This is a genomic window from Halomonas sp. DP1Y21-3, assembly GCF_019801245.1.
GTDB lineage: Bacteria > Pseudomonadota > Gammaproteobacteria > Pseudomonadales > Halomonadaceae > Halomonas > Halomonas litopenaei.
Window position 1 is genome coordinate 818,498 of the sequence record NZ_JAHVJM010000001.1, and the last position, 24,685, is coordinate 843,182.

Consider the following 24,685-nt stretch of genomic DNA (forward strand, 5'->3'; position numbering starts at 1 on the left):
ACCAGCGGGCCACCAGGCCCGCTCCCACCTGGCCCAGCCCCGAGGAGATGTCCCCGATGAACTTCAGCTTTCTGCAGGAACTGTTCTCCAGTATCACCCAGCGTGACGCCTTGCTCAGACGCCGGGGCGATGGCCCGCCGCTGGAACATACCCAGGTGATCGACGCCTGTCGCAAGCTTCTGGAAAGCGATGGCGAGGCCTCCAGCATCGCCCTGGCCGGCCAGGCCCTGGACGGCTACAGCTGCCTCGATGAAGACGAGAAGACGCGCTTCTTCCAGTGCCTGACCGAGCAGTTCAGTGCCGATCCCGAGGCCGTCGACGGCGCCTACGAGTGCTACCGGGACAGTCGCGGCAATGTCGACCTGCAGCGACTGTTCGAGGCCTGCGAACCGCAGCGCCAGGAGCTGTTGCGCCGGCTCAACCTGACCGCCGGCGGCACCTATGAGCTGGTGCGCATGCGCGAGGACCTGCTGCCCCGGCTCAAGGCCTTCCCGGCGCTGGAGGCGCTCGATGCCGACTTCGCCCACCTGTTTGCATCCTGGTTCAATCGTGGCTTTCTGGTGCTCAAGCGGATCGACTGGAACACCCCGGCGGCGGTACTGGAGAAGATCATCCGCTACGAGGCGGTGCACGAGATCTGCGACTGGAACGACCTGCGCAGGCGCCTCGACGCCCGGGACCGGCGCTGCTTCGCCTTCTTTCACCCGGCCATCGGCGACGAGCCGCTGATCTTCGTGGAGGTGGCCCTGACCAGGGGCATGCCCGAGCGCATCCAGCCGATCCTGGACGCCAACCACGAGGCCATCGAGGCCGAAGATGCCGACAGTGCGGCCTTCTTCGGCATCAGCAACTGCCAGGTCGGCCTGCGCGGCATCTCCTTCGGCAACTTCCTGATCAAACAGGTGGTCAAGGAGCTGAAGTCGGAACTGCCGCGGCTGAAGAACTTCGTCACCCTGTCACCGGTACCCGGCTTTCGCGCCTGGCTGGACGCCGAACGTCAGGACCAACGCGGTCGCCTCGACGACGACACCCGCGCCCTGCTGGCCGAGCTCGATCAAGACGGCTGGCTCGAGGACCCCGAGCGCAGCAAGGCCCTGGGTGAGGTGATCAAGCCGCTGGCCGCTCACTACCTCACCAAGGAGCGCAACGCGCGCAATCTGCCGCTGAATACCGTCGCCCGCTTCCATCTCGGCAATGGCGCCGAACTGCACCGCATCAACTGGCTCGGTGATACCTCTCGCCGGGGGCTGTCACAGTTCGGCTCACTGATGGTCAACTATCTCTACGTGCTCGACGACATCGAAGGCAACCATGAGCGCTACACCACCGAAGGCAAGGTGGCCTGCTCGTCTCAGGTCAGGGACCAGCGTCGTCGCGCCCGCAAGCACTTGAAGGGAGATCCCGTCACATGAATCACAACCTCTTTGCCACCTTTGAAAAGCGCATGACCGAGCGTGGCGACGCGCCCTTCATCACCACCCGCGAAGGCCGTGACTACCGCTACAGCGATGCGCTGGAAGCGGTGGCCAGGCTCGCCGGGGCACTGGTCGCGCTCGGCGTGGGGCCCGGTGACCGGGTCGCCGTCCAGGTCGACAAGAGCCCCGAGGCGATCCTTCTGTACCTGGCGAGCCTCAAGGTCGGCGGGGTCTACCTGCCGCTCAATACCGGCTACACCAGCGAGGAGATTCGCTACTTCCTCGGTGACGCCGAACCCGCCCTGTTCGTCTGCCGCCCGGATTCACTCACGGCCGCCCGCGAGGTCGCTGCCTCCTGCGGTGGCGCCCGAGTCGAATCCCTGGGCACCGCCGCCGACGGTAGCCTGATGGAGGCCGCCGAGGCGGCCACACCGGCCACCGAGATGCTCGAGCGCGGGCCGGATGACCTGGCCGCGATCCTCTACACCTCCGGCACCACCGGCCGCTCCAAGGGCGCCATGCTGAGCCATCGTAACCTTGGCTCCAACGCCGAGTCGCTGGTCGAGGCCTGGCGCTTCGACGAGCACGACCGGCTGATCCATGCCCTGCCGATCTTCCATACCCATGGGCTGTTCGTGGCCTGCAACGTGATCCTGATGGCCGGCGCCAGCATGCGCTTCCTGGCGAAGTTCGACCCGGACGTGATCTTCGAGGAAATGGCCGAAGGCACCACCATGATGGGGGTGCCGACCTTCTACACCCGGCTGCTCAAGGATCCCCGCCTGACCCGCGAGGCCACCGCCCGCATGCGCCTGTTCACCTCGGGGTCGGCGCCGCTGACGGCGGAGACCCACGAGGCCTTCGAGGCCGCCACCGGCCACGCCATCCTCGAGCGCTACGGCATGACCGAAACCAACATGAACACTTCCAACCCCTACGACGGTGATCGCATCGCCGGCACCGTGGGCATGCCGCTGCCCGGCGTCGAGGTACGCATCACCGACCGTGAGGGTGGTGACCATACGCCGCTGCCCCAGGGCGAGATCGGTATGCTCGAGGTGCGTGGCCCCAATGTGTTCCAGGGCTACTGGCGGATGCCCGAGAAGACCGCCGAGGAGTTGCTGGAAGATGGCTTCTTCATCACCGGCGACCTGGCCCAGATCGATGAGCGGGGCTATGTGCAGATCGTCGGACGCGACAAGGACCTGGTGATCTCCGGCGGCTACAACGTCTACCCCAAGGAGGTCGAGGGGCATATCGACGAGATGGACGGCGTCGTCGAATCTGCGGTCATCGGCCTGCCCCACCCGGACCTGGGCGAAGGGGTGACCGCGGTGGTGGTGCCCGCCGAAGGCGCCTCGCCAGAGGAGGCCGACGTCATCGCCGCGCTGAGCGACAAGCTGGCCCGCTACAAGCAGCCCAAGCGGGTATTCTTCGTCGACAGCCTGCCGCGCAATACCATGGGCAAGGTGCAGAAGAATCAGCTGCGCGATCGCTTCAAGGACACCTATCGCTGAGTCCGGGACGCCTTTTCGGCGCAGCTCGACATTCGCTCCATCATCGGCGGCGCCCTGCGGGGCGCCGCCGGCGTATTCCAGCACCTCCCGCTTCGGCATATTAGAGGCCTGGCATCTATATCTTTTGACCAAGCGCGGCCCCGCGCACAGAGCGATATACTGATCACACCCTGTCCCGGAGATACCCCCATGCAGCCCATGGTGCGTGCCGCGGCCCTGACCGGCTACCGTACCCTGCTCGACGAGCAGGGTGTCGATGCCGACCAGGCGCTGGCACGACTGTCGTTGCCGCCGGACTACCTCGACCGGCCGGACCGCCTGATTCCGGTGGCCACCAAGATCGACCTGCTCGAACTGGGTGCCCAGATGAGCGGCTGTCGCCACTTCGGCCTGCTGCTGGGGCGCTACCAGAATATCTCGATGCTGGGCATGGTGGGCCTGCTGATCCAGCAGTGCGCCACCCTGCGCGAGGCGATGGTCACCGTGGCCGAGGAAATCGGCCGCCACGTGCAAGGGCTCGATGTGCGTCTCGAGGAGCGCGATGACCAGGCCTACTACCACTTCACCTATCGTGTGCCCGGGCGCAGTGCCCCATCGCGCCAGCACAACGACAATACCTTGATGGGCGCCTACAACATCCTCACCTTCCTCTACGGCGAGCCGATCAAGCTACGCGCCGTCTACCTGTGCGGCGAGGAGCCACGAGACCTCGAACCCTACACCCAGCAGCTGCACTCGGCGCTGCGCTTCAATCATCCCGAGAACACCCTGGTGTTCGACCGCAGCTGTCTCGACCACGCCATCGCCGGAGGCAGTCCGGCCCTGCGGCACCTGATCAACTCCTTGATGCACCGTCATCGCTGGGACGACATCGAAAGCAAGGTGGAGTGGATCATCACCAACCTGCTGCCGCTCGATCAGGTCAGCCTGGAGGCCGTGGCCCAGGCCCTGGACGTACCACCACGTACCCTCCAGGACCGCCTGCTCAAGCGCGGCCTGAGCTTCCAGCAGTTGCTCGATCGCGTGCGCATGCGCAGCGCTCGGGTCTACATGCTCGACACCCAACTGAGCCTGACCGAGATCGCCGACCTGCTTGGCTACAGCCAATTGAGCGCCCTGACCCGCAGCTTCAAGCGGATCATGGGCGAGAGTCCCGCCCAATGGCGACGAAAGCATAAGACCGAAACGCTCGATATTGCGCGATCTGTCAAGTAGCGCGCGCCTTCGGTCAATCCGTCCGGCCCTGCCTTCACTATGCTCGGTGTAGACAACAACGACAGCGTGAGGGGCCAGTCCATGACGTCCAGCCAAGACGACCGTTTCGACTATGACCAGATCATCATCGGCACCGGCTTCGGTGGCTCGGTGAGCGCGCTGAGGCTCTCGGAAAAGGGCCATCGCGTGCTGATGCTGGAGAAGGGCCGGCGCTGGAAGGACGAGGAATTTTCGGACAACTCCTGGAACCTGAAAAAATTCCTGTGGGCCCCCAGGCTCGGTCTGACCGGCAATCTGCAGATCAGCCTGACCCGCAAGATCACCGCCCTGCACGGCGTCGGCGTCGGCGGCGGCTCGCTGGTCTACGCCAATGTGCACCTGATTCCCAAGGACGAGGTCTTTGCCGCCGAGTCCTGGACCCGGGTCCATGGCGACTGGAAGCAACGCCTGGCACCCTTCTACGGCCTTGCCCAGCGCATGCTCGGTGTCACCCGTAGCCACTACGAGAACGCCGCCGACGAAGCGCTGAAGGAAACCGCAAGGCGCATGGGCCGCGAACACACCTACCAGAGGGTCAATACCGGGGTGCTGTTTCCCGAGGATCCCGACGACGCCAGCGGCGCCGAGCGCGGTGATCCCTACTTCGACGGCGACGGCCCCGAGCGCAACAGCTGTCAATACTGTGGCGGCTGCACCATGGGCTGTCGCCACAACGCCAAGAATACTCTGGTCAAGAACTACCTGTGGTTTGCCGAACGCAACGGCGTGGAAATACGCGCCGAGAGTGAGGTCACGCGCATCGAGGCGCTGCCCGATGCCAAGGGACAGCGCGACGGCAGCGCCGGCTACGAGATTACGGTGCAGTCCTCCACCGCCTGGTTCGCCAAGAAGCCCTACCGGCTGCGCTGCCGGGGCCTGGTGCTGTCCGCCGGCGTATTCGGCACCATCCCGCTGCTGCTCAAGGCCAGGGACCAGGACCAGACCCTGCCCCGGCTGTCATCGCGCCTGGGACGAGAGGTCCGCACCAACTCCGAGACGCTGATCGTCAACACCGCCAGGTTCGCCGACGCCAGCGGCCAGCCCCAGGAAATCTGCCACGGCCCGACCATCACCTCGATGTTCGATCCCGACGACGAGACCCGTATCGAGATCAACCGCTTCCCCCGCTACGGCGACGCCACCTTCGCGCTGCAGAGCGCCGTGCCGCTGACCGATACCCATGGTCAGGTGCCGCGCTCGGTCAGCATGCTGATCAATATCCTGCGCCAGCCGCTGACCACGTTGCGAATGCTCAACCCGGTGGGCAAGTCGAAACACTCGATCATCTTTCTGGTGATGCAGACCAGGGACACCTACGTCCACCTGAAGAGCCAGCGCCCCTGGTACACCATGTTCAAGCCCGGCTGGTCGGTATACCAGGACAAGGATGACCGGGCGCTGTCGAACTACTTCCCCATCGCCCACGAGGCGGCGCGTCACTTCGTCGAGGCCGCCGGTGGCGGCGAGGCCGGCAACGTGGCCACCGAAGTGCTCTCCGGCGCCCCCAGCACCGCCCACCTGATGGGTGGCGTCGCCATCGGCACCAGCGCCGAGGATGGCGTCGTCGATGATCGCGGTCGCGCCTTCGGCTACCACAATCTAAGGGTCATCGATGGCTCGCTGATTCCCGGCAACCTGGGGGTGAACCCTTCGCTGACCATCCTCGCCCTGGCGGAGTACGCCTGGGCCGAGGAGCCTGTGTTCGATGAAGGACGGGCCGCCGAGGTGTCCCGCATCCACTTTTCCAAGCCCCTGCCGGGCTCCTGCTCGGCCCTGGACGGCCACGGCGACCTGCACGGCCTGATTGCCAGCGACGCCGCCACAACGACCACCGCGACCTCTGGAGTCGACGCATGAATGCCCCCTTGATGTCACCCGATCCCCGCACCCTCGATCAGCTTGAGCAGTCCTTCCACCAGCAGCGAAGCGCCTATCTGGCGGCGCCGGTACCAAGCTACCGGGAGCGCATCGGCCACCTAAAGGCCCTGGCCAACATGCTCAAGGACCACCAGGAGGCGTTCGTCCAGGCGATCAGCGACGACTTCGGCAATCGCTCCCGCGAGGAGACCCTGTTCTGCGAGTTCGTGGTGGTGCTCGGCGATATCAAGGACGCCATCAAGCACCTGAAGTCGTGGATGAAGCCCCAGCGCCGCCGGGTCGACCACAGCCTCTACTTCGGTGCACGCAACAGCGTCATCCCGCAACCGCTGGGCGTCGTCGGTGTACTGGTGCCCTGGAACTTTCCGCTGAACCTGAGCCTCGCCCCCTTGATCGGCATCTTCGCCGCCGGCAACCGGGCGCTGGTCAAGATGTCGGATCGTTCTCCCCGACTGGCCCAGCTGCTGATCGACCTCAGCCCCGACTACTTCCCCGAGGAAAAGCTCAAGTTCTTCGCCGACGACGGCGAGCTGGGGCCTCACTTCACCCGCCTGCCCTTCGACCATCTGGTGTTCACCGGGTCCACCGCCACCGGGCGCAAGGTCATGGCCAACGCCGCCGACAACCTGACCCCGGTCACCCTGGAATTGGGCGGCAAGGCACCGGCGATCATCGCCCCGGACTTCTCCCTGGCCGAGGCCGCTCGGCGAATCCTGTTCGTCAAGCTGCTCAACGCCGGCCAGATCTGTACCACGGTGGACTACCTGTTCCTCCCGGAAGGTAGCGTGGATGCCCTGGTCGACACCGCCAAGGGCATCGTCGGACACCGCTACCCCGACCTCTCTAGTCCCGACTACACCTCGATCATCGACGACGCCTCCTTCGCCCGGCTCGAGGCAACCCTGGAGGACGCCAGGGCCAAGGGCGCGCGGGTGATTCCCCTGTCGCAACAGCCAAGCGACCCTGAGACCCGCAAGTTCGCCCCGCACCTGGTGCTGGACGTGACCGATGACATGGAGATCATGCAGCGCGAAATCTTCGGTCCGCTGCTACCGGTCAAGACCTACCGCCAGCCGGAAGAAGTCATCGACTACATCAACGCACGTCCTCGTCCGCTGGCGCTGTATCCGTTCTCCCAGGACAGGGCGCTGGTGGACCTTTACATCGAGCGTATCCAGTCGGGCGGCGTCTCGGTCAACCATGCACTGTTGCACGTGGGCCAGCATGACCTGCCGTTCGGTGGCGTGGGTGACAGCGGCATGGGTCACTACCACGGCCGCGACGGCTTCATCACCTTCTCCAAGATGCGCCCGGTCTACCGTCAGGGCCCTGTCGACAGCATGAAACTGTTGATACCGCCCTACACCAGCACCACCCACAAGGTCCTCAAACTGATGCAGTTGCTGGTCCGCTAGCACGTTCAACAACAACACTTACGATTGCTGCTGTCGCGCCTGGTCCTGACGCCGCGACGCCTCGAGAAACCAAGATGACCATCGACACCGCTTCCGCCGCAGCCTCGCCCCTGCCCTCCTACCTCGAGCGAATTAGTCGTTTTCCGGCGATTCGCGATCGCGCCGACATCGAGGTCATCGAGGCGACCCCCTGGGCCTCGCTGGAGCTGCCCGACAGCACCCTCGAGCTGATTCAGATCAGCGCCAGGCGCCGACCCGACGCCACCGCGCTGCGCTTCGTGATGGACGCCACGGCCCAGCAGCAGGGACAGCGCTACACCTACGCCGAGTTTCTTGCCCGTGTGGTGCAGGCTGCCAACGCCTTTCACCGCCTCGGCGTGGACTCAGACGACGTGGTGTCCTTTCTGCTGCCGAGCCTGCCCCAGACCCACTTCACCCTGTGGGGCGGCGAGGCGGCCGGCGTGGTCAACCCGATCAACCCGATGCTGGAGCCCGAGCATATCGCCGGCATCATGAACGCCGCCGGCACCCGAGTGCTGGTGGCGCTGGCGCCCTTTCCGGGCAGCGACATCTGGGACAAGGTGGAAGCCATCAAGGACCGGGTACCGAGCCTCGAAAAGGTGCTGTACGTCGATGCCGCGCGCTTTCTCGGCGATGACGAAGCCCGCGCTCTGCGCGAACGTCTGCCGCTGCCCGACGCCGCCGACTGGTGCGAGGACTTCGACCGTTGCCTCGATCGGGCCCCCGCCGATCGGCTCATCAATGAACGTAAGATTCACCCCGAGGAGCGCGCCTCGCTGTTCCACACCGGGGGCACCACCGGGTTGCCCAAGCTGGCACCCCTTAGCCACGCCAACGAGGTGGCCAACGCGGCGATGATGCAGATGCTGTTTCGCCACCGGGAGGACGCGGTGATCCTCTGTGGCCTGCCGCTGTTTCACGTCAACGCCGTACTGATCACCGGCCTGGTGCCGCTGATGATCGGCGCCGAGATACTGCTGGCCACCCCGGGCGGCTTCCGCAGCCCCGGCCTGGTCGACAACTTCTGGTCGCTGGTGGAGCGCCACCGGGTCAGCTTCTTCAGTGCGGTGCCGGCGATCTTCTCTCGCCTGCTCGAGGTGCCCTTCGGTGACGCCGAGGTATCGAGCCTCGAAAGTGCATTGAGCGGCGGCGCCCCCCTGCCCCGGGCGGTCCACGGCCACTTCGAGGAACTGACCGGCATCTCGCTGATCGAGGGCTTCGGCATGACCGAAGGCACCTGCGGCAGCATGGCCAACCCGCTCGCAGGCGAGCGTCGCACGGGATCGGTGGGCCTGGCGCTGCCCTATACCGGTGCTCGGGTGGTCGCCCTCGACGACCAGGGCCGCTACCTGCACGACTGTGCAGTCAACGAGATCGGGACGCTGTTGATCCGCGGCCCCAACGTCTTCGACGGTTACTCCAGGCCCGAACAGAACCGCGACATCTGGGTCGAGGATGGCTGGTTCAACACCGGCGACCTGGCCCGCCAGGATGCCGATGGCTATTTGTGGATCACCGGGCGCGCCAAGGATCTGATCATCCGCGGGGGGCACAACATCGATCCACAGATGATCGAAGACGCGCTCTACCGCCACCCCGCGGTGCAGATGGCCGCCGCCGTGGGCAAGCCCTGCGACCGGGTCGGCGAACTGCCGGTGGCCTACGTCAGCCTGCAGCCCAATCGCCAGGTCAACGAAGACGACCTGCTCAGCCACTGTCAGGCCCACCTGGCCGAGAAGGCCGCCATCCCCAAGAACATCTGGATCCTCGACAGCATTCCGCTGACGGCGGTGGGCAAGGTGTTCAAGCCGGCCCTGCGACAGGACGCGGTCACCCGGGTCTATGGCGAGATCGCCAACGCCGAACTGGGGCCCGGGGTGGCACTCATCACGGCATGCCAGGATGCGACCCTCGGCCTGGTGGCGGAGATCAGGGTGCCGGGCGATGTCGATCTCTCCTCTCTCAAGGCCCGCCTCGAGGCCTTCCCGATTCCCTGTCGCTGGCGACAGGCATCCTGATCACCGAGAGCGTTTGGCACACCGTCGACCACCACCATCCACAAGAGGCCACGCTTGTCAGACTGCCATGACAGGCTGGCGGCTGGAGAGCCACCATGTTCGAACATCGTCACTTCGTCATCACCGGAGGTTCCTCGGGTCTGGGCCTGGCGCTGGCACAGCGGCTGGTACGCGAGGGCGCGCGGGTCACCCTGGTGGCCTGCAACGAACAGCGCCTGCTTGCCGCGCTCGAGACGCTGCGAGGCGAGTCGCCGGCGGCGGTGGTCGACTGTCGGGTGGCGGACGTCACCGATGAAACCGCGACGCAGGAGGCCATGGCCGCCATCGCCGCCGAAAGCGGCGCCATCGACGGTCTGATCAACTGCGCCGGGGTAATGCGCGAGGGTTACTTCGAGACACTGACCCAGCGGGACTTTCGCGAGGTCATGGAGGTCAACTACTTCGGCCCGCTCAACGCCACTCGGGCGGCGCTGCCGTTCCTGGCGGCCCAGGGCGGGCGCCAGCACGGACACAAGGGCAATGCCCCCGCGGCCTGGCTGATCAATATTGCCTCGGTGGCGGGCTTGACCGGGGTCTTCGGCTACACCCCCTACTGCGCCAGCAAGCACGCCCTGGTGGGGCTGACCGAGTCGCTCTACTACGAGCTCGCGCCCCAGGGCATCCGTGTACAGCTGGTGTGCCCCGGCGAGTTCGACTCGCCCATGGTCGACACCCTTGAGCAGGACCGGACGCCGGAAAATCGCGCCCAGACCCTGTCCATCCCCAAGGCCAGCATGGACGCCATCGCCGACGATACCCTCACGGGACTGCACAAGGGTGGCTACCTGATCGTGCCGACCCGCCAGGCACGCCTGGCCACCCTTGGCATGCGTCTGGTGCCCGGTCTGTCGCGCAAGCTGATGACGCGGACCCTGGCGCGGGTCTATCGAGGCCCTGCCCGCGAGCCGCTGGAGCCGGGCGAGCAGACCTGAGCCAGGCCAGGCATCACTGCCGATCCTTGCGTGACTGCACAAAGGTCTGATGGTCCTGGGCCACACAACGCGCGTAGCTGTGCGCCAGGGTGGTCACCATCTCGACCACCTGATCGAGGTGACCGTCGACCCGCCGGCCCACCGCCCGGGCAAAACGGCCCGGATCGTCCGGCGTCAGCGCAGCGGCGCCGCGCAGGTGCTCGCGGGCGAGGATGCCACCCCACTGCTTTACCAGCTGACGATAGTCCTTGCCGCCCTTCAGCTTGTGGGTAGGAAAGTCTTCCTTGTAGGGCGAGCGCTCGCGCACCGAGAACACCTTGTCGCCCAGGTGCAGCCAGCCCAGGTAGATATCCGGGTGTTCGGCGATGGCGTGGAAAGCGGCGGCATGGCGAATGCCCTCATGGGGGAAGGTCGCCTTCCAGGCGCGCTTGCCGGCCTCGCTCATCAGCACCAGCCCGGCCGGCCCCGGCTGCTCCTTGACGTCGAGAATGACATCGTCGTGCTCGTGGTCCTTGCCACCCTCGATCAGCACGTAGAAACGGTCCAGTCCCAGTGAACCGGTGCCCGCATCCAGACGCCGCGCGGTGTCCTTGATGCGAAAGTGCTCGTCCTCGGACTCGCTGCGCTCGCCTTTCAAGGTATCGCGATACTCCTCGTTGATGGCCTTGCGCAACTGGCTGTCCAGGTGGGCGGGCAGGTTGGACAGCTTGCCCTCACGCTCGAGCCGGCGGCCGTCATCGTCGAGCCGGGTCCACTTGTCGAGCATCTTGGCCCGACTCTTCTTGCGCTCGACCTTTTGCATGAACGGCTTGAGCGGACCCTTGGCGCTCTCCACATTGACGTACCCTGGGGTCTCGCCTCGGCGATGGTCGGCAAGCTCCCGATGGTAGGCCAGCACCAGGTGCTTGAGACCACGGCGCAGCGCCTTGGGCGAAAGACCCTGATTGTCGTGGGCGTCCAGCACCAGACTGATGGCCAGGCGCCAGAGATCATACTGATAGTCACCGATCAGCGAGTCGTCGAAATCGTCCATGCCGTAGCGCACGTGGTCATCGTGGTGGCCATAGGCGCCGAAGTTGAAGGCGTGGGCGTCACCCTGCAACCAGGTCTGGGTGTCGACCTGACCGCCGTAGAGCGAAAAGCGCCAGTCATGCCAGACATCGGCCCAGTACAGATGATTGGTGCCTCGAAAGAAGGCGTAGGGCGAGGCCGCGATCTTGTCGAACTTGGCCTGCCGGTCGTCTTCCCTGAGACCGGTATTGGCTGCCTCGATGGCGTCAAGCACCTGACGCGGACGATTGTGGCGAGTCAAGGGTAGCGACATGCGGTTCTCCTGTGCGGGGCGGGACAACGATCTTCCAGTGAGTGCCGATTTCCGCCATTGTGGGGACAAGGACGCGATAGACTTGTCCTCAAGCATACCGTCTGGGAGAGGGACATGCCTGCGCCGTCCACCAACCTGAACGCCACCCGCCAGCCAGGCGCCCCGGGCCACGCGTCAGGCGCACCGGGGAATGCACCTGGCGCCCGCGCATCCCACCCCATGACGCTTGATCTCGCGACGCTGCAACGAGCCCGGCTCAGTCGGGACCCACGCTTCGACGGTCGCTTCTTCGTGGCGGTGCTGACCACCGGTATCTTCTGTCGGCCCATCTGTCCGGCGCGACTGCCGCGGGAAGACAACGTGCGCTACTACGAAAGTGCGCTGGGCGCGCTCCAGGCGGGTTACCGACCGTGTCTGCGCTGTCGTCCCGACAGCGCCCCGGGCTCGCCTGCCTGGCAAGGTAGTGACACCACCCTCAAGCGAGCGCTTGCGCTGATCGACCAGGGCGCGCTGGATGGTGACTCGGTCGAGGCCCTGGCCGCACGGCTCGGTATCGGAGCTCGCCATCTACGAGGGCTGTTTCAGCGCCACCTGGGCATTTCGCCATCGGGCTATGCGCAGCAGCGTCGCTGTCTGTTCGCCAAACAGTTGCTGCATGAATCGAGCCTGACCATCGGCGAGGTCGCGCTCGCCAGCGGCTTCGGCAGCGTACGACGCTTCAACGAGGTGTTCCGCGAGCGCATCGGACTCAGCCCCCGTGATATTCGCCGGCGCGTGTCGAGCACCAGCACGCGCAAGGACACAGGGCAGGGGCTCGGCCAGTGCCTGAGCCTGACCCTCGGCTATCGTCCCCCTTACGCCTTCGCCACGCTGCGCGACTTCTTCGCTCGCCGAGCGATCCGCGGTCTCGAGTGGGTCGGCGACGATCACTACGGCCGACGTTTCCGCTGGCGTAGCGCCCGTGGGCACTTCACCGCCTTCCATCAGCCCGAACGCCATGGCTTTCGTGTCGAACTGGTCATCGACGATCTGAATCAGGTGACTGGCGTCATCGCCAATATTCGGCGCATGCTCGACCTGGACGCTACCCCCTCATTGATCGACGCGACCCTGCGCGACGCGGCTCCCGGTCTGCCACTGGTGGAAGGCCTGCGCCTGCCTGGGCTATGGTCACCCTTCGAGGCTGCCGTTCGCGCCGTACTCGGCCAGCAGGTCAGCCTCGTCCAGGCGCGCGCCCTGACCCAGACGCTGGTCGATGCCCTCGGCGAGAGGACCCCGGACGGTGGCTGCCACTTCCCGAGCGCGGCGTCGCTGGCAGGCTCGCCGCTTGCCTTTCTCGGCATGCCCGACAGCCGACGCCAGACGCTTCGACGCCAGACGCTTCGACGCCTGGCCGAGGCGGTGGCAGGTGACGAGCGCAATCCTCCGCACTGGGAGGACATTCTCGGCATCGGCCCCTGGACCGCCGGCTACGCCCGTCTAAGGGGCGAAAGCGACCCCGATGTCTGGCTCGCCGGTGACGCCGTGATTCGACGCGTCCTGTCCCCCCCTTCAGTGGCTGGGGGCGACAGCGACATCGGCATCGACATTGACAAGGCCCGCCCCTGGCGCAGCTATCTGCTGCTGCAACTCTGGAGTCATGACCATGACAACGACCCTTGATCCCATCGCCTGTCTCGACGCCTTCGCTGGACTCGAGGTCTACCATCCGCCCGAGGTCGACGCCCTGGGAGCCATCGTCATCGCCGCTACCGCTGGCGGCGTCGCCCGACTCGACTTTATCGACGTCGGCCGGGCCGAGACCATCACGACTCGCCCCTCGGAGCACACTCGCGCCTGCCGCGAACAGCTTGATGACTACTTTCAGGGGCGACGCCAGAGCTTCTCGCTGCCGCTGGATCCCCATGGCACCGATTTCCAGCGTCAGGTGTGGAAGGCGCTGTCGGAGATCCCCTTCGGCGAGACCCGAAGCTACGCCCAGATCGCCGAAGGACTCGGCCGCAAGGGAGCCCACCGGGCGGTGGGCGCGGCCAACGGACGCAATCCCATCGCCATCGTGGTGCCCTGCCACCGGGTCATCGGCAGTGATGGCAGCCTTACGGGTTATGCAGGTGGCATGGGGCGCAAGCAATGGCTGCTGGCCTTCGAGGCCCAGGAAGTGCCGCTGGAGCTGTGCTGACCAGTTCCTGACCGCCTGACCGCCTGACCGCCTGACCGCCTGACCGCCTGACCGCCTGGCAGCCTGACAGGGCTCTCTATCGTCAGGTGGCATGGGGCGCAAGCAATGACTGCTGGCCTTCGAGGCCCAGGAAGTGCCGCTGGAGCTGTGCTGACCAACTCCTGGCAACCTGACCGCCTGACAGGGCTCTCTATCGCCAAGCGGCCCCTCTTCAGGATTCGACGCTGGCGGTCGCCACCCTGGGATCGAATACCAGGTGGGCGCGGATCGCCTGGACGCCATCGAGGGGTTGTTCGTAGCTCCACACCGAATCTTCGTAACGGCGGCCGTTGACCTCCACATGGAAGTAGCGAGCGTCACCCTTGAACGGGCAGTGGGTCCGGGTGTCGCTTTCCACCAAACGACTCATGTCGACGTCGCTGCGAGGCAGGTAGAGGCGTGGCGGGTAGCCCGGTTCGGTGAGTTCCAGCGCGTGCAGGGTGTCGGCCAGGACCTGGCCTTCGACGTCCACTCTTACGCGGGTGGTCAAGGGGTAGATCGAGATTCGCTCCGTACGGGGGGTATCCATCGGCAGCATCCTCTGCGTGTCGGGAAGATGACGGTCTCGTCGAGTGCTGGCGAAGACCGAACCGGATTCCCGGATGCCCTGCGCGGGCCCACTACGAAGAACCCCCGACGCCATCGCCTGCTCTCAAATTTCCATGAATCACAGTACCACGCCTGTAGAACACACTTTCAGCGTACTTTTTGCTGATTCAGCCTGATGCGCCGATTCAGCACAGCACTATCGCCCAGAGCTAGTGAGTGCTTATTAAGTGGTATCCGATATCCAGGTTTTTTATGCTAAGGACCGGGCGTGCGCTGAAATTCGGGCGTCGCTCTTGTCATGTCGTCCGTCCATTCGACTGCCCCCTCGTTCGACTGACCTGGTGTCTCATTCGCCCCGTCACCATCAAACGCTCATCCAAGGACATCCGATGCCCCCCTTCGCACGTACCTCCCTCATTCTGGCGCTTCCTCTGCTGACCACCGCCTGCGCCGGCATGTCCACCAGCAAGCCTGCCGTGGCCCAGCAGCTCGACTGGACCGCCGCTCCGGTCTATTCCACCCTGACCCTGAGCGCCGGCTTCCAGCCGGATCCCCAGATCCTCGACGTGATGGCCGGCGGCAATACCCGGGCCAGTGTGGTCAGCGCCGACTGTGCCGGCTTCGTCAACGCCGAGGCTCCGGATGTGGACATCAACTACACCGCCGGCAGCTACCCGCTCAAGATCGCCGCCACCTCGGCCAGCGATACCACCCTGGTGGTCTACGACGCCAGCGGCATCTGGCACTGCAGCGATGACGCCGACGGCACCGATCCTGCGGTGGTACTGACCTCGCCCCCCAGCGGCAACTACAACGTCTGGGTCGGCAGCTACGATGGCAGCGGCCAGCTGGCACCCGCGACTCTGGTGGTATCCGAGTCGCTGTCCACCAGCAGCGCAGCGTCGGCCGGCGCATCGAGCAGCTACGTCGGTGGCGAGATCGAGTGGGGCGACGACGGCAGCCAGTGGAGCCATGACGGTGAGTGCGATGATCCTCGCTTCGCCGGCCCCGGGGTTGCCAGCGGCAATATCGAAGCCGATCGCTTCCACGACGCCAGCGACTGCCGCAGTCTGTATGAACAGGGCCGCCTCTACCTGCGCTAGGGCTTGTCTGAAAAGTGCCTGCGCTCGGTAATACGGCGTTAAAAATCGGCTGGTTCGCCAGCCCGGTCAAAATGCTCATTTACACCCCGTAAACTGCGCTTTCTCACCGATTTTTGCCTTGTCTAACCTTCGCTCGTCGACTTTTTGGACAGCGCCTAAGGCTTGCCTGAAAAGTGCCGGCGCTGGCTCACTGACGGGATAAGGCCCTGGCCGAAGGGCTAGTCGGCCAGACTGGAGATAGAGCGGAGATAGAGTGGAGATTGAATTGAGATAGGGTGGAGACAGAGCGCAGACAGAGAGGGGGCATGACGCCCCCTGTCCATGCCACCTGCCTTCCGTTATCTCTTTTCATTTCACTGTCACCTCGAGGTGACAGACTGGACTGCCACTTCTCGCGGTGACGTCATGGAACACAGCCCTCAACAATCGCAACAACCCCTCCGACAACAGCCGCGACGCCACCTGGATATCTTTCTGACCTTCCTTGGCCTCGGGCTGACGTCCTTCGGCGGTCCGGTCGCTCATCTGGGGTACTTCCATCAGGTCTTCGTCAAGCGCCGAGCCTGGCTGAGCGAATCCGCCTACGCCGAACTGGTGGCGCTGTGCCAATTTCTTCCCGGCCCGGCCAGCAGCCAGGTGGGGCTTGCCATCGGACTGATCCGCGGCGGCCTGGTCGGCGCCCTGCTGGCCTGGCTCGCCTTCACCCTGCCCTCGGCACTGGCGATGATGGCCTTCGCCTATGGTGCCGGTGCCATGGACGGCGCCCTTGGCGAAGCGCTGATCCACTCGCTCAAGCTGGTCGCCGTGGTGGTCGTCGCCCAGGCCCTGACCGGCATGGCCCGCAGCCTCTGCCCGGATCTTCCCCGTGCCGGGATGGCGCTGGTGGCGCTTGCCATCATGCTGGTCGTCGGCGGCATCGGCGCCCAGGTGGCGGTCATCGTGCTGGGAGCCCTGGCAGGTCTCCTGCTGCTGGAAGGCGCGACGTCAACGTCGACCGACGACGCTGGCGTGCCGGCACCATCGCTGGCGTCCTGGGCGAGTCCCGTTGCCCTGGTGCTGTTCGCGCTGCTGCTGGGAGGGCTGCCCCTGCTGCACTGGCTCTCGCCCAACGCCTGGACGACGCTGGCCGACGGTTTCTATCGCGCCGGCGCACTGGTGTTTGGCGGGGGCCATGTGGTGTTGCCGCTGCTGGACGCCGAGGTGGTCGGCCGCGGGCTGGTCTCGACTCAGGAGTTTACGGCTGGCTACGGCGCCGCTCAGGCTGTTCCGGGGCCGCTGTTCACCTTCGCCGCCTATCTGGGCAGCGTTGCCGGCGGCGTGTGGGCGGGCGCCCTGGCGCTGGTCGCCATCTTCCTTCCCGGGGCCCTGCTGGTGATCGGGCTGTTGCCGGCCTGGCAACGGCTCGGCCGTCGCCCTCGCCTGAGGGCAGCCATGAGCGGTGCCAACGCCGCCGTGGTCGGGCTGCTGGGGGCCGCCTTCATCGATCCGGTGTGGCAAAGCGCCATCGTCTCGACCCTCGACGTGGCGATCGTAGTGGCAGGATTCGTGCTGCTGAAGCGGCTGCCGGTGTGGGCACTGGTGCTGGCGTTTCTGGCGTTGGGGCTGGTCAGGGGGCTGCTGGGCTAGGGCTTGGCGGGTACGAAAGGTGCCTGCCTGCCCATGAAGAAGGTGTCGCTCCCGACGCCGGCGATACCAGCAGCCGGCCGTCAGGTCCGGCCCGGACTCAGCAGGGAGTGCCGGCGTGATCCCGCTTCAACTGGTAGAACTGGTCGACGATGTCGTCCATGGCCTCGGCGTCATAGGGACACAGGCCACTGACCACCAGCTTCTTGCCACCATGACCGATACTTTCTCCAGCGGCGTCGATGGCGAACTCGAGGTGCACGTCACCGCGCTTGCCGATGACCTCCAGGCGGGAATCCAGCAGCCGTAACGCCGGCTCCAGCGCATCCAGTCGCGTCAGCGAAAAGCCCATGCTGTCGTAGATCACCAGCGGCCGCTTGGGATTGAACATGACACCGCAGTCTTCCATCAGCGGCTTCATGTAGTGAGGAAAGTTCTTTCCCGAAAACGCCACGTAGCAGCGCGTGAAGGCTTCGACGACGCTCTCGTCGAAGGTCACCTCTCCGCGCCGTTCGACCTCCAGATAGCACTTGCCGTCATCGTCCAGCACCCGTATCACCCGGTCGCCTTCCTCGCGAAAACTGAGCGCCCGATCCGCCCCCACCATGGCGAGAAAGCGAAAGTTCATGTGCGGCGACAGTCCGAAACGCTTCAGCACCAGAGCGAACAACAGGTCGCCCGGTACGCAGAACCGCCGTGCGCCCGGTGTGTGAATGGGGTTGAAGTCGCCGGCTATGCACTTGGCGAAGCGGCTCGCCTGGTCAGCGGAAATCACGATGCGATCATCGACGCAGGAGTGGTAGTCATCAAGAAACATGGAGCAGGCGCCTGGCTGAAACTGAAGATGGAGCTCCCGGAGGCTCTCCAGGCGAGCATGATGCCACAGAACCTGCCGAGATGAGCACCGCCGGCATCAACTAGCACAGATTCTTGCCCCGACAACCGGACAGGGCCTCACTACTCCTACCAAAGGTGCATTCCAGCGCGCCTTTGGCAGCATATTGCAGTGCAAAACGCTGTGGTAGTCTCGACGTCGATTTCTCCCTTTCTCATTCACTTTCAGGATGACATCGTCATGCATAATTATGACAACAAGAGGATACGACGACCGGGTCGCTGGCTCGTCCTCGCCGCTCTGCTGTTGATGGGGCTCACCCTGGCGGGAGCCAGCCAGGCGGTGACCGGAGAACTCGACCTCACCGGCTCCTTCGCCGGCTTTCTGGCGGTGGCCATCTTCGTGCTGGCCTACGCCCTGGTGATGGCGGAAGAAAAGCTGCACATGCGCAAGTCCAAGCCCGTGCTGGTGGCGGCAGGCCTTATCTGGGCGCTGATCGGCTGGACCTACGTGCAATCCGGTATGCCGGATGAGGCCGAGCATGCCTTCCATATGACGCTGCTGGAATTCTCCGAGCTGATGCTGTTCCTGCTGGTAGCGATGACCTACATCAACGCCATGGACGAGCGCCGGATCTTCGATGGCCTGCGTTCCTGGATGGTCCAGAAAGGCTTCAGCTACCGCACCCTGTTCTGGCTCACCGGCGGCCTTGCCTTCGTCATCTCGCCGATCGCCGACAACCTGACCACGGCGTTGCTGATGTGTGCGGTGGTGACCAAGGTGGCCGAAGGTGACAAGCGCTTCATCAATCTCTGCTGTATCAACATCGTGGTCGCAGCCAACGCAGGTGGCGCCTTCAGCCCCTTCGGCGACATCACCACCCTGATGGTCTGGCAGGCCGGCCTGATCGAATTTCAGGAGTTCTTCGAACTGCTGATTCCCTCGCTGATCAACTTTGTGGTCCCGGCGGTGGTGATGAGCTTCTTCATCCACAATCGCACCCCGGACAGCCTCGAGGAGACGGTGGAGCTCAAGCGTGGGGCACGCCGCATCATCGTCCTGTTCCTGCTCACGGTGGCCACCGCCGTTGCCTGCCACACCCTGCTGCACCTGCCGCCGGTGCTTGGCATGATGACCGGACTGGGCTATCTGCAGTTCTTTGGCTTCTATCTGCGCAAGAGCCTGCCCAAGTCGCTGGACCGCAAGCGCACCGTCTATACCCAGAAGGGCGACTGGAAGAAGCTCGAGCAACTCGGCAGCGTGGTCCCCTTCGATGTGTTCAACCGGGTCGCCCGGGCTGAGTGGGACACCCTGCTGTTCTTCTATGGTGTCGTCATGTGCGTTGGCGGTCTTGGCTTCATGGGCTATCTCGGACTGCTGTCTGACGTGATGTACAACCAGTGGGACGCGACCTGGGCCAATATCGCGCTCGGTGTCATTTCGGCGGTGGTCGACAACATTCCGGTGATGTTCGCGGTACTGACCATGGAGCCAGAGATGTCCCACGGCCACTGGCTGTTGATCACCCTGACCGCTGGCGTCGGTGGTAGCCTGCTGTCGATCGGTTCCGCTGCTGGCGTCGCGCTGATGGGCCAGGCACGCGGCTATTACACCTTCATGGGCCACCTGCGCTGGGCCCCGGTGATCGCGCTGGGCTACGCCGCCAGCGTCGCGGCGCACCTGTGGTTGAACCAGGCCAGCTTCGCCATTCAGGGCTGAATCCCGGCCGTCCCTCTCTTTGCCATGCCACCTTCGCAAGCACCACATCGCCTTGCGTTGGTGGCATAAACTCTTTACTACCTCTCTTTTCCCCCACAGTGACTCACCTTAGGATAAGCTTGTTAATGCACAAGCTGGGCGCATTTGATGCGTAACGACATCTGGCTATCTACCTATAAAGAGCGTTTTTCTGCGGCCAAGCCCAAGAAATGCGACGTCGCAAGGAAGCCATGCAGGGAATCCGGAGCACTATGACACAGTGGATGCCACTCTCCAGGTGGCGATTGTCCTCCATCGAGGCTGCAGAGAGGCTGCGTTGATGCGTCGGTTATCTCTTCGCCTCCTGTTCTGCATCTGGACGGTCCTGATCTCCGGAGGGCTGGCCAGCACGGCTGCGTGGGGAAAGACCGCAGACGAGGTGGTGGTCATTTCTCATCCTGGCCTTGCCCTGAGCGAGCTCGACCGCGATACCTTGCGGGCGATCTTTGCCATGCGCCTGCGCACCTGGCCCAGCGGGCAAGGCGCGGAGGTGTACGTCCTGGCCAGTGATGACCCCGTCCACGCCACCTTCGTCAAGGAATGGCTGTCTGTCTATCCTCACCAGTTGCAGCTGGCCTGGGACCGCATCGTCTTTTCGGGTACCGGGCAGGCGCCACATCGTGTGCGCAGTCAGCAAGACATGATCGACACGGTGGCCACCACCCCCGGAGCCATCGGCTACATCGAAAGGGAGTATCTGGATGAGCGCGTCCAAGCCATTGCCAGGGATTAGGTCGGTGGGATGCCGCCTGGGGCTGCTGGCGCCTTCGCTGCTGGTGCCGCTGCTGCTGGTGTCCACCGCACAGGCGTCCCCCCTGGACACCTTCCAGGTGCACGGTTTTCTGAGCCAGGCGCTGGTGATCACCGACGACAACAACATGTTCGGCGACAGCAGCGATAGTGGCGGCAGCTGGGACTACACGGAGCTCGGCATCAACGCCTCCATCCGACCCACCGAGAACCTGCTGCTGGCCGCCCAGGCCCTGAGCCGGCGCGCCGGCGAGGTCGACAACGGTTCGGTGGAACTCGACTACGGTATCGTCGACTGGCAGATGCTGTCCGACCGCGATCGCACCTTCGGCATTCAGGTCGGGCGCTTCAAGAATCCCTTCGGCTTCTACAACCAGACCCGGGATGTGGCCTTTACCCGCCCCAGCATTCTGCTGCCACAGTCGATCTATTTCGACCGCACCCGTTCCCTGGGGCTGTCTGCCGACGGCGTCAGCCTCTACCACGAAGAGCGCATCGACAACGGCGTGATCCATGCCCAGCTGGGTGTCGGCCAGGCGCAGGTGGATGACGATGTGGAAGAGGTGCTGGGGCTCGATGTGTTGCCCGGCTCCTTCGACGCCGACACCTCGGCGGTAGGCCAGGTGCGCTACGAACACGACGGCGGTCGCATGGTATTTGCCGTCAGCGCGGCTTCGGTCAAGGCCGACTACGATTCCCCCGGTGCCTTTCCCGGAGACGGCAAGCTCGATTTCCAGCCGTGGATCTTCTCTGCTCAATACAACGCCGAGCTGTGGAGCCTGACCGCGGAGTACGCGCTGCGCGACGTCAGCCTCACCGGCTTCGACGCCTTCGAGGACAACGAGAACCAGGGTGAAAGCTGGTACGTGCAATATCGCCGGCGCTTCCTCGACGACTGGCGCTGGCTGGTCCGCTACGACAGCCTGGTCAACGACCGCGACGACCGCAACGGCACCGACTACGAACGCGAAGGCCGTGGTCCGGCCCACTCCCAGTACGCCAATGACTGGACCTTCGGTCTGCAATGGCAGCCCCATTCACGGGTCATGCTGGCGGGCGAGTATCACTATGTGGACGGGACCGCCTGGCTGCCGGTTCAGGATAATCCAGATCCTGAAGACACCGAGCGACGTTGGAACATGTGGCTCTTCCAGCTCTCGTTGAGGTTCTGATGCCGGTTACCAGCCCGTCACGCCCCGAGCGCCTTCGCCTGGGCCTCACATGGCGAGTGGTCACCCTCACCAGCCTTTTGCTGGTGGCGTTGGCAGTGCTGTTCACCTACCTGTCTCACACCAACCTGACACGTCAGTTCACCGCCACGCGTCAGGAGCAGATCGAGCGCCAGCAGCGTGAGCTCGAGTTCGCCATCCGCCGTTCGGAAAAAGGGTTGCAGCAGCTGGCGGGACTGATCGCGGCCTCGCCCGACCTGGGCCCTGCGCTGGAGCAGGGGGCCCCGCCGTCACCGCCCGAGGCGCTGTCCCCTGCGTTGGCCTCACTGTGGCCCTCGCTCCAGCTGGAGGCGGGTATCGAACAGATGCTGGTCTACGATGATCGCACCCGTGCGGTCATGTCGCTGGGGCTCGAACCAGGCCAGTCGCCGCCGCCTCATTATCGGCGCTGGGTGGAAAGCGTCATGTCCCGGGAGCTCCCCCTGTCGCCGCTCGAGTGCTCTCCCGAGTGCCGCCAGTATGCCGTGGTCCCGATACTGGCCAGCGGCGGCAGCGCAGGCACCCTGCTGCTGTCTCGCTCATTGGCGGACGTCGCCCGCCAGACTCGCGAGATATCCACCAGCGAGGTCGCCCTGATCAGCGTCGATACCAGCGCCACCGAAGCCGCCTTTGAACCACGTCGACTGGACGGCTGGAAGGGACGGGTACAGGCGGTCACCAACGCCTCACAGAGCCTGCCGCTGCTGCACCAGGCCAGTCGAAAAGGTTCCCTCGAGGCATTGGCGCAGGAACCCCTGCGCCTGGAGCAGCAGGGACGTCATCTTGAGCTTTCCGCCGTCCCGCTGACCTCGTCCTCCGGGGCTCGTGCACCCGCCTATTTCGTGCTGATCTCGGACATCACCACCCAGATCCATGCCATCCAGCTGGATACCCGGACCCAGATGATGGCCAGTCTATTTGGCTGGCTGTCTGCCGAACTCCTGCTGCTGGCGATCCTGCTGCGTCCCATGGCTCGACTGCGCCGGGTGGCCTCGGTGCTGCCGCCGCTGGCCAGTGGTGGCTTTTCCCAGGCGCGCGAAGCCTTGCCGCTGGCGCCACGTCGCCTGCCAGACGAGATCGACGTGCTGGAATCCAGCACCCTGACGCTGGCCGACAAGCTCGAGCGCCTGCAGCGCCAGGTGGCTCAGCGGGGGGATGAGCTGGCACGTCGTATCGATGAATTGGCCAGGGAGCGGGACTTTGTCAGCAATCTGATCGATACCGCCCAGGTGCATATCCTCACGCTGGACGAAGAGGGGCGCATCGACATGGTCAACGACTACCTCAAGGACCAGCTCGGCTGCCCCTCCCAGGAACTGCTGGGGCGTCGTTTCGACGACATCTTCGGCGCAGGCCCGGGGGACAGCGAGCCCAGCCAGCCCTTGCATCAGGAAGAACGCACCCTGACCCTTCCCGATGGGGAGCCACGCACCATCATCTGGTACCACAGCCCGCTGAAGAGCGGTGCCAAAGCCTCCCTGGCACGCATATCGGTGGGACTTGATATCACCGAGCGCAAAGCCGCCGAGGCCAGACTGACCTGGCTCGCCGAGCGCGATCCGCTGACCGAGCTCTACAATCGTCGCTTCTTCCTGGAGTCGCTGCGCAAGGCCCTGGCCCGTGACGAGCAGGGTGTGGTCATGCTGCTGGACCTTGACCAGTTCAAGGAGGTCAACGAGCTCAGCGGCCATCATGCCGGGGATCGCATGCTGCATACCGTGGCCCGCCTGCTGCAGCAGGAGTACGCCCACCGAGGGGTCATCTCGCGCCTCGGCGGCGACGAGTTCGCCCTGCTGCTGCCTGGGGTCGACGACGACCACGCGATCCGCGTCGCCCAGCACCTCAACCAGTTGTTCGAGAGCCTCGGGTTCGTCGCCGAAGGACGTCGCCACCGGGTCACTGCGAGCATCGGTATCGTCCCCTTCCCCACCGAGGGCGCCACCCCCGCCGACCTGATGGCCAGCGCCGACGTGGCCATGTACAAGGCCAAGGCCAGCAACCTGCAACGCTGGCACCTGCTGGCCACTCTGGAAAACGCCCGGGATGAGCTCAACGAGCGTGTCTACTGGGTCGACCGTATTCGCCGAGCCCTGGTGGAGGGTGACTTCGTGCTGATGGTGCAGCCCATCGTGCGGCTGGAGGATCGCTCGATCCGCCACTACGAGGTGCTGCTGCGCATGCGCGACGACGATGGCAGCCTGATATCACCGGCACGCTTCATCCCAGTGGCCGAACATTCAGGCCAGATCGTGGCGATCGATCGCTGGGTGCTGCATCACTGCGTGCATGCCCTGGCGAGGCTCGAGGGCATCAGCCTGGCGGTCAACCTGTCGGGACAGTCGCTCCACGACGAAGGGCTGAAGCAGTACCTGGCCAACCTGCTGACGGTCAGTCAGGCCGATCCCCATCATCTGGTGCTGGAAGTTACCGAGACCGCCGCCGTCACCGACTTCTCCACCGCCCGCGGGGTGCTGCAGAGCGTGCGTGATCTAGGCTGTCGGACCGCGCTGGACGACTTCGGCGTCGGTTTCTCGAGTTTCCACTATCTGGGCCAGTTGCCGGTGGACTATATCAAGATCGATGGCTCCTTCATCCGCAGCCTGGCGACCAATCCCGACAGCCGTGTCATCGTCAAGGCGGTGTCGGACATCGCCACCGGCTTCGGCAAACAGGCCGTTGCGGAGTTCGTCGACCAGGAGGCGCTGATTCCGCTGCTGTCGTCCTACAACATCACCTATGGCCAGGGGTATCACCTTGGCCGTCCTGTGCCCTTCAAAGAGGTCTTCGCCTTCGATCCAGTGAGCGACATCGATTCGGTAAACTAGTGC

At 64.8% G+C, this 24,685-nt stretch carries 18 protein-coding genes; 15 read left to right on the forward strand and 3 right to left on the reverse strand.

The window, feature by feature from the left end; genetic code table 11:
- Window positions 1-56 precede the first annotated feature (56 nt).
- The 7 genes from KUV74_RS03530 (at window position 57) to KUV74_RS03560 (ending at window position 10,489) form a co-directional block, all read left to right on the forward strand.
- Window positions 57-1,412, forward strand: coding sequence for a malonyl-CoA decarboxylase (locus tag KUV74_RS03530; protein ID WP_222515636.1), 1,356 nt, complete (start codon window positions 57-59; stop codon window positions 1,410-1,412).
- Window positions 1,409-2,932, forward strand: coding sequence for a malonate--CoA ligase (locus KUV74_RS03535; protein WP_222515637.1), 1,524 nt, complete (start codon window positions 1,409-1,411; stop codon window positions 2,930-2,932). Before KUV74_RS03530 ends, KUV74_RS03535 begins: the two co-directional genes overlap by 4 nt.
- A 189-nt stretch (window positions 2,933-3,121) precedes the next feature.
- Window positions 3,122-4,147, forward strand: a complete 1,026-nt coding sequence (locus KUV74_RS03540) for an AraC family transcriptional regulator (RefSeq protein ID WP_045992169.1) — start codon at window positions 3,122-3,124, stop codon at window positions 4,145-4,147.
- Between the two features lie 81 nt (window positions 4,148-4,228).
- Window positions 4,229-6,043, forward strand: coding sequence for an FAD-dependent oxidoreductase (locus KUV74_RS03545; protein WP_261395050.1), 1,815 nt, complete (start codon window positions 4,229-4,231; stop codon window positions 6,041-6,043).
- Entirely contained in the window at window positions 6,040-7,479 is a 1,440-nt protein-coding gene (locus tag KUV74_RS03550; RefSeq protein WP_222515638.1) for a coniferyl aldehyde dehydrogenase, read from the forward strand. Before KUV74_RS03545 ends, KUV74_RS03550 begins: the two co-directional genes overlap by 4 nt.
- A 74-nt stretch (window positions 7,480-7,553) precedes the next feature.
- Window positions 7,554-9,518: an acyl-CoA synthetase gene (locus KUV74_RS03555; RefSeq protein ID WP_222515639.1), complete on the forward strand. Its 1,965-nt coding sequence runs from the start codon at window positions 7,554-7,556 to the stop codon at window positions 9,516-9,518.
- A 95-nt stretch (window positions 9,519-9,613) separates the two neighbouring features.
- Window positions 9,614-10,489: an SDR family NAD(P)-dependent oxidoreductase gene (locus tag KUV74_RS03560; protein WP_222515640.1), complete on the forward strand. Its 876-nt coding sequence runs from the start codon at window positions 9,614-9,616 to the stop codon at window positions 10,487-10,489.
- A gap of 13 nt (window positions 10,490-10,502) precedes the next feature.
- Here the strand turns inward: KUV74_RS03560 and KUV74_RS03565 are convergent, their stop codons facing one another.
- The gene (locus KUV74_RS03565) at window positions 10,503-11,813 is read right to left on the reverse strand and encodes a DUF2252 domain-containing protein (protein WP_045992173.1); all 1,311 of its coding nucleotides are present in this window, start codon (window positions 11,811-11,813) and stop codon (window positions 10,503-10,505) included.
- Between the two features lie 114 nt (window positions 11,814-11,927).
- Between KUV74_RS03565 and KUV74_RS03570 the strand changes: the two genes are divergently transcribed.
- The gene (locus KUV74_RS03570) at window positions 11,928-13,475 is read left to right on the forward strand and encodes a DNA-3-methyladenine glycosylase 2 family protein (RefSeq protein ID WP_261395051.1); all 1,548 of its coding nucleotides are present in this window, start codon (window positions 11,928-11,930) and stop codon (window positions 13,473-13,475) included.
- On the forward strand, window positions 13,459-13,992 hold the full coding sequence (locus tag KUV74_RS03575) for a methylated-DNA--[protein]-cysteine S-methyltransferase (RefSeq protein ID WP_222515641.1): 534 nt from the start codon (window positions 13,459-13,461) through the stop codon (window positions 13,990-13,992). The genes KUV74_RS03570 and KUV74_RS03575 overlap by 17 nt, the downstream gene beginning before the upstream one ends.
- A gap of 211 nt (window positions 13,993-14,203) precedes the next feature.
- Here the strand turns inward: KUV74_RS03575 and KUV74_RS03580 are convergent, their stop codons facing one another.
- A complete protein-coding gene (locus KUV74_RS03580; RefSeq protein ID WP_045992174.1) occupies window positions 14,204-14,560 on the reverse strand; it encodes a DUF427 domain-containing protein in 357 nt (118 codons plus the stop codon).
- A 409-nt stretch (window positions 14,561-14,969) separates the two neighbouring features.
- Here KUV74_RS03580 and KUV74_RS03585 point away from each other — a divergent pair, with 409 nt between their 5' ends.
- Window positions 14,970-15,683 (forward strand): hypothetical protein, encoded by a 714-nt coding sequence (locus tag KUV74_RS03585; RefSeq protein WP_222515642.1) that lies wholly within the window; start codon window positions 14,970-14,972, stop codon window positions 15,681-15,683.
- A gap of 405 nt (window positions 15,684-16,088) precedes the next feature.
- Window positions 16,089-17,309, forward strand: coding sequence for a chromate efflux transporter (gene chrA, locus KUV74_RS03590; RefSeq protein WP_124802805.1), 1,221 nt, complete (start codon window positions 16,089-16,091; stop codon window positions 17,307-17,309).
- Between the two features lie 97 nt (window positions 17,310-17,406).
- Here the strand turns inward: chrA and KUV74_RS03595 are convergent, their stop codons facing one another.
- The gene (locus KUV74_RS03595) at window positions 17,407-18,123 is read right to left on the reverse strand and encodes a DUF3581 family protein (protein WP_108448031.1); all 717 of its coding nucleotides are present in this window, start codon (window positions 18,121-18,123) and stop codon (window positions 17,407-17,409) included.
- 258 nt (window positions 18,124-18,381) lie between these two features.
- On the opposite strand from KUV74_RS03595, the gene nhaD reads away from it, so the two are divergent.
- From nhaD to KUV74_RS03615, 4 genes are all read left to right on the forward strand, one after another.
- The gene (gene nhaD, locus KUV74_RS03600; RefSeq protein WP_045991758.1) at window positions 18,382-19,860 is read left to right on the forward strand and encodes a sodium:proton antiporter NhaD; all 1,479 of its coding nucleotides are present in this window, start codon (window positions 18,382-18,384) and stop codon (window positions 19,858-19,860) included.
- 319 nt (window positions 19,861-20,179) lie between these two features.
- On the forward strand, window positions 20,180-20,632 hold the full coding sequence (locus KUV74_RS03605) for a substrate-binding domain-containing protein (protein WP_204248922.1): 453 nt from the start codon (window positions 20,180-20,182) through the stop codon (window positions 20,630-20,632).
- Entirely contained in the window at window positions 20,601-21,821 is a 1,221-nt protein-coding gene (locus KUV74_RS03610; protein ID WP_231498440.1) for a hypothetical protein, read from the forward strand. Before KUV74_RS03605 ends, KUV74_RS03610 begins: the two co-directional genes overlap by 32 nt.
- Window positions 21,821-24,682 (forward strand): EAL domain-containing protein, encoded by a 2,862-nt coding sequence (locus KUV74_RS03615; RefSeq protein WP_222515643.1) that lies wholly within the window; start codon window positions 21,821-21,823, stop codon window positions 24,680-24,682. Before KUV74_RS03610 ends, KUV74_RS03615 begins: the two co-directional genes overlap by 1 nt.
- Window positions 24,683-24,685: the final 3 nt, after the last annotated feature.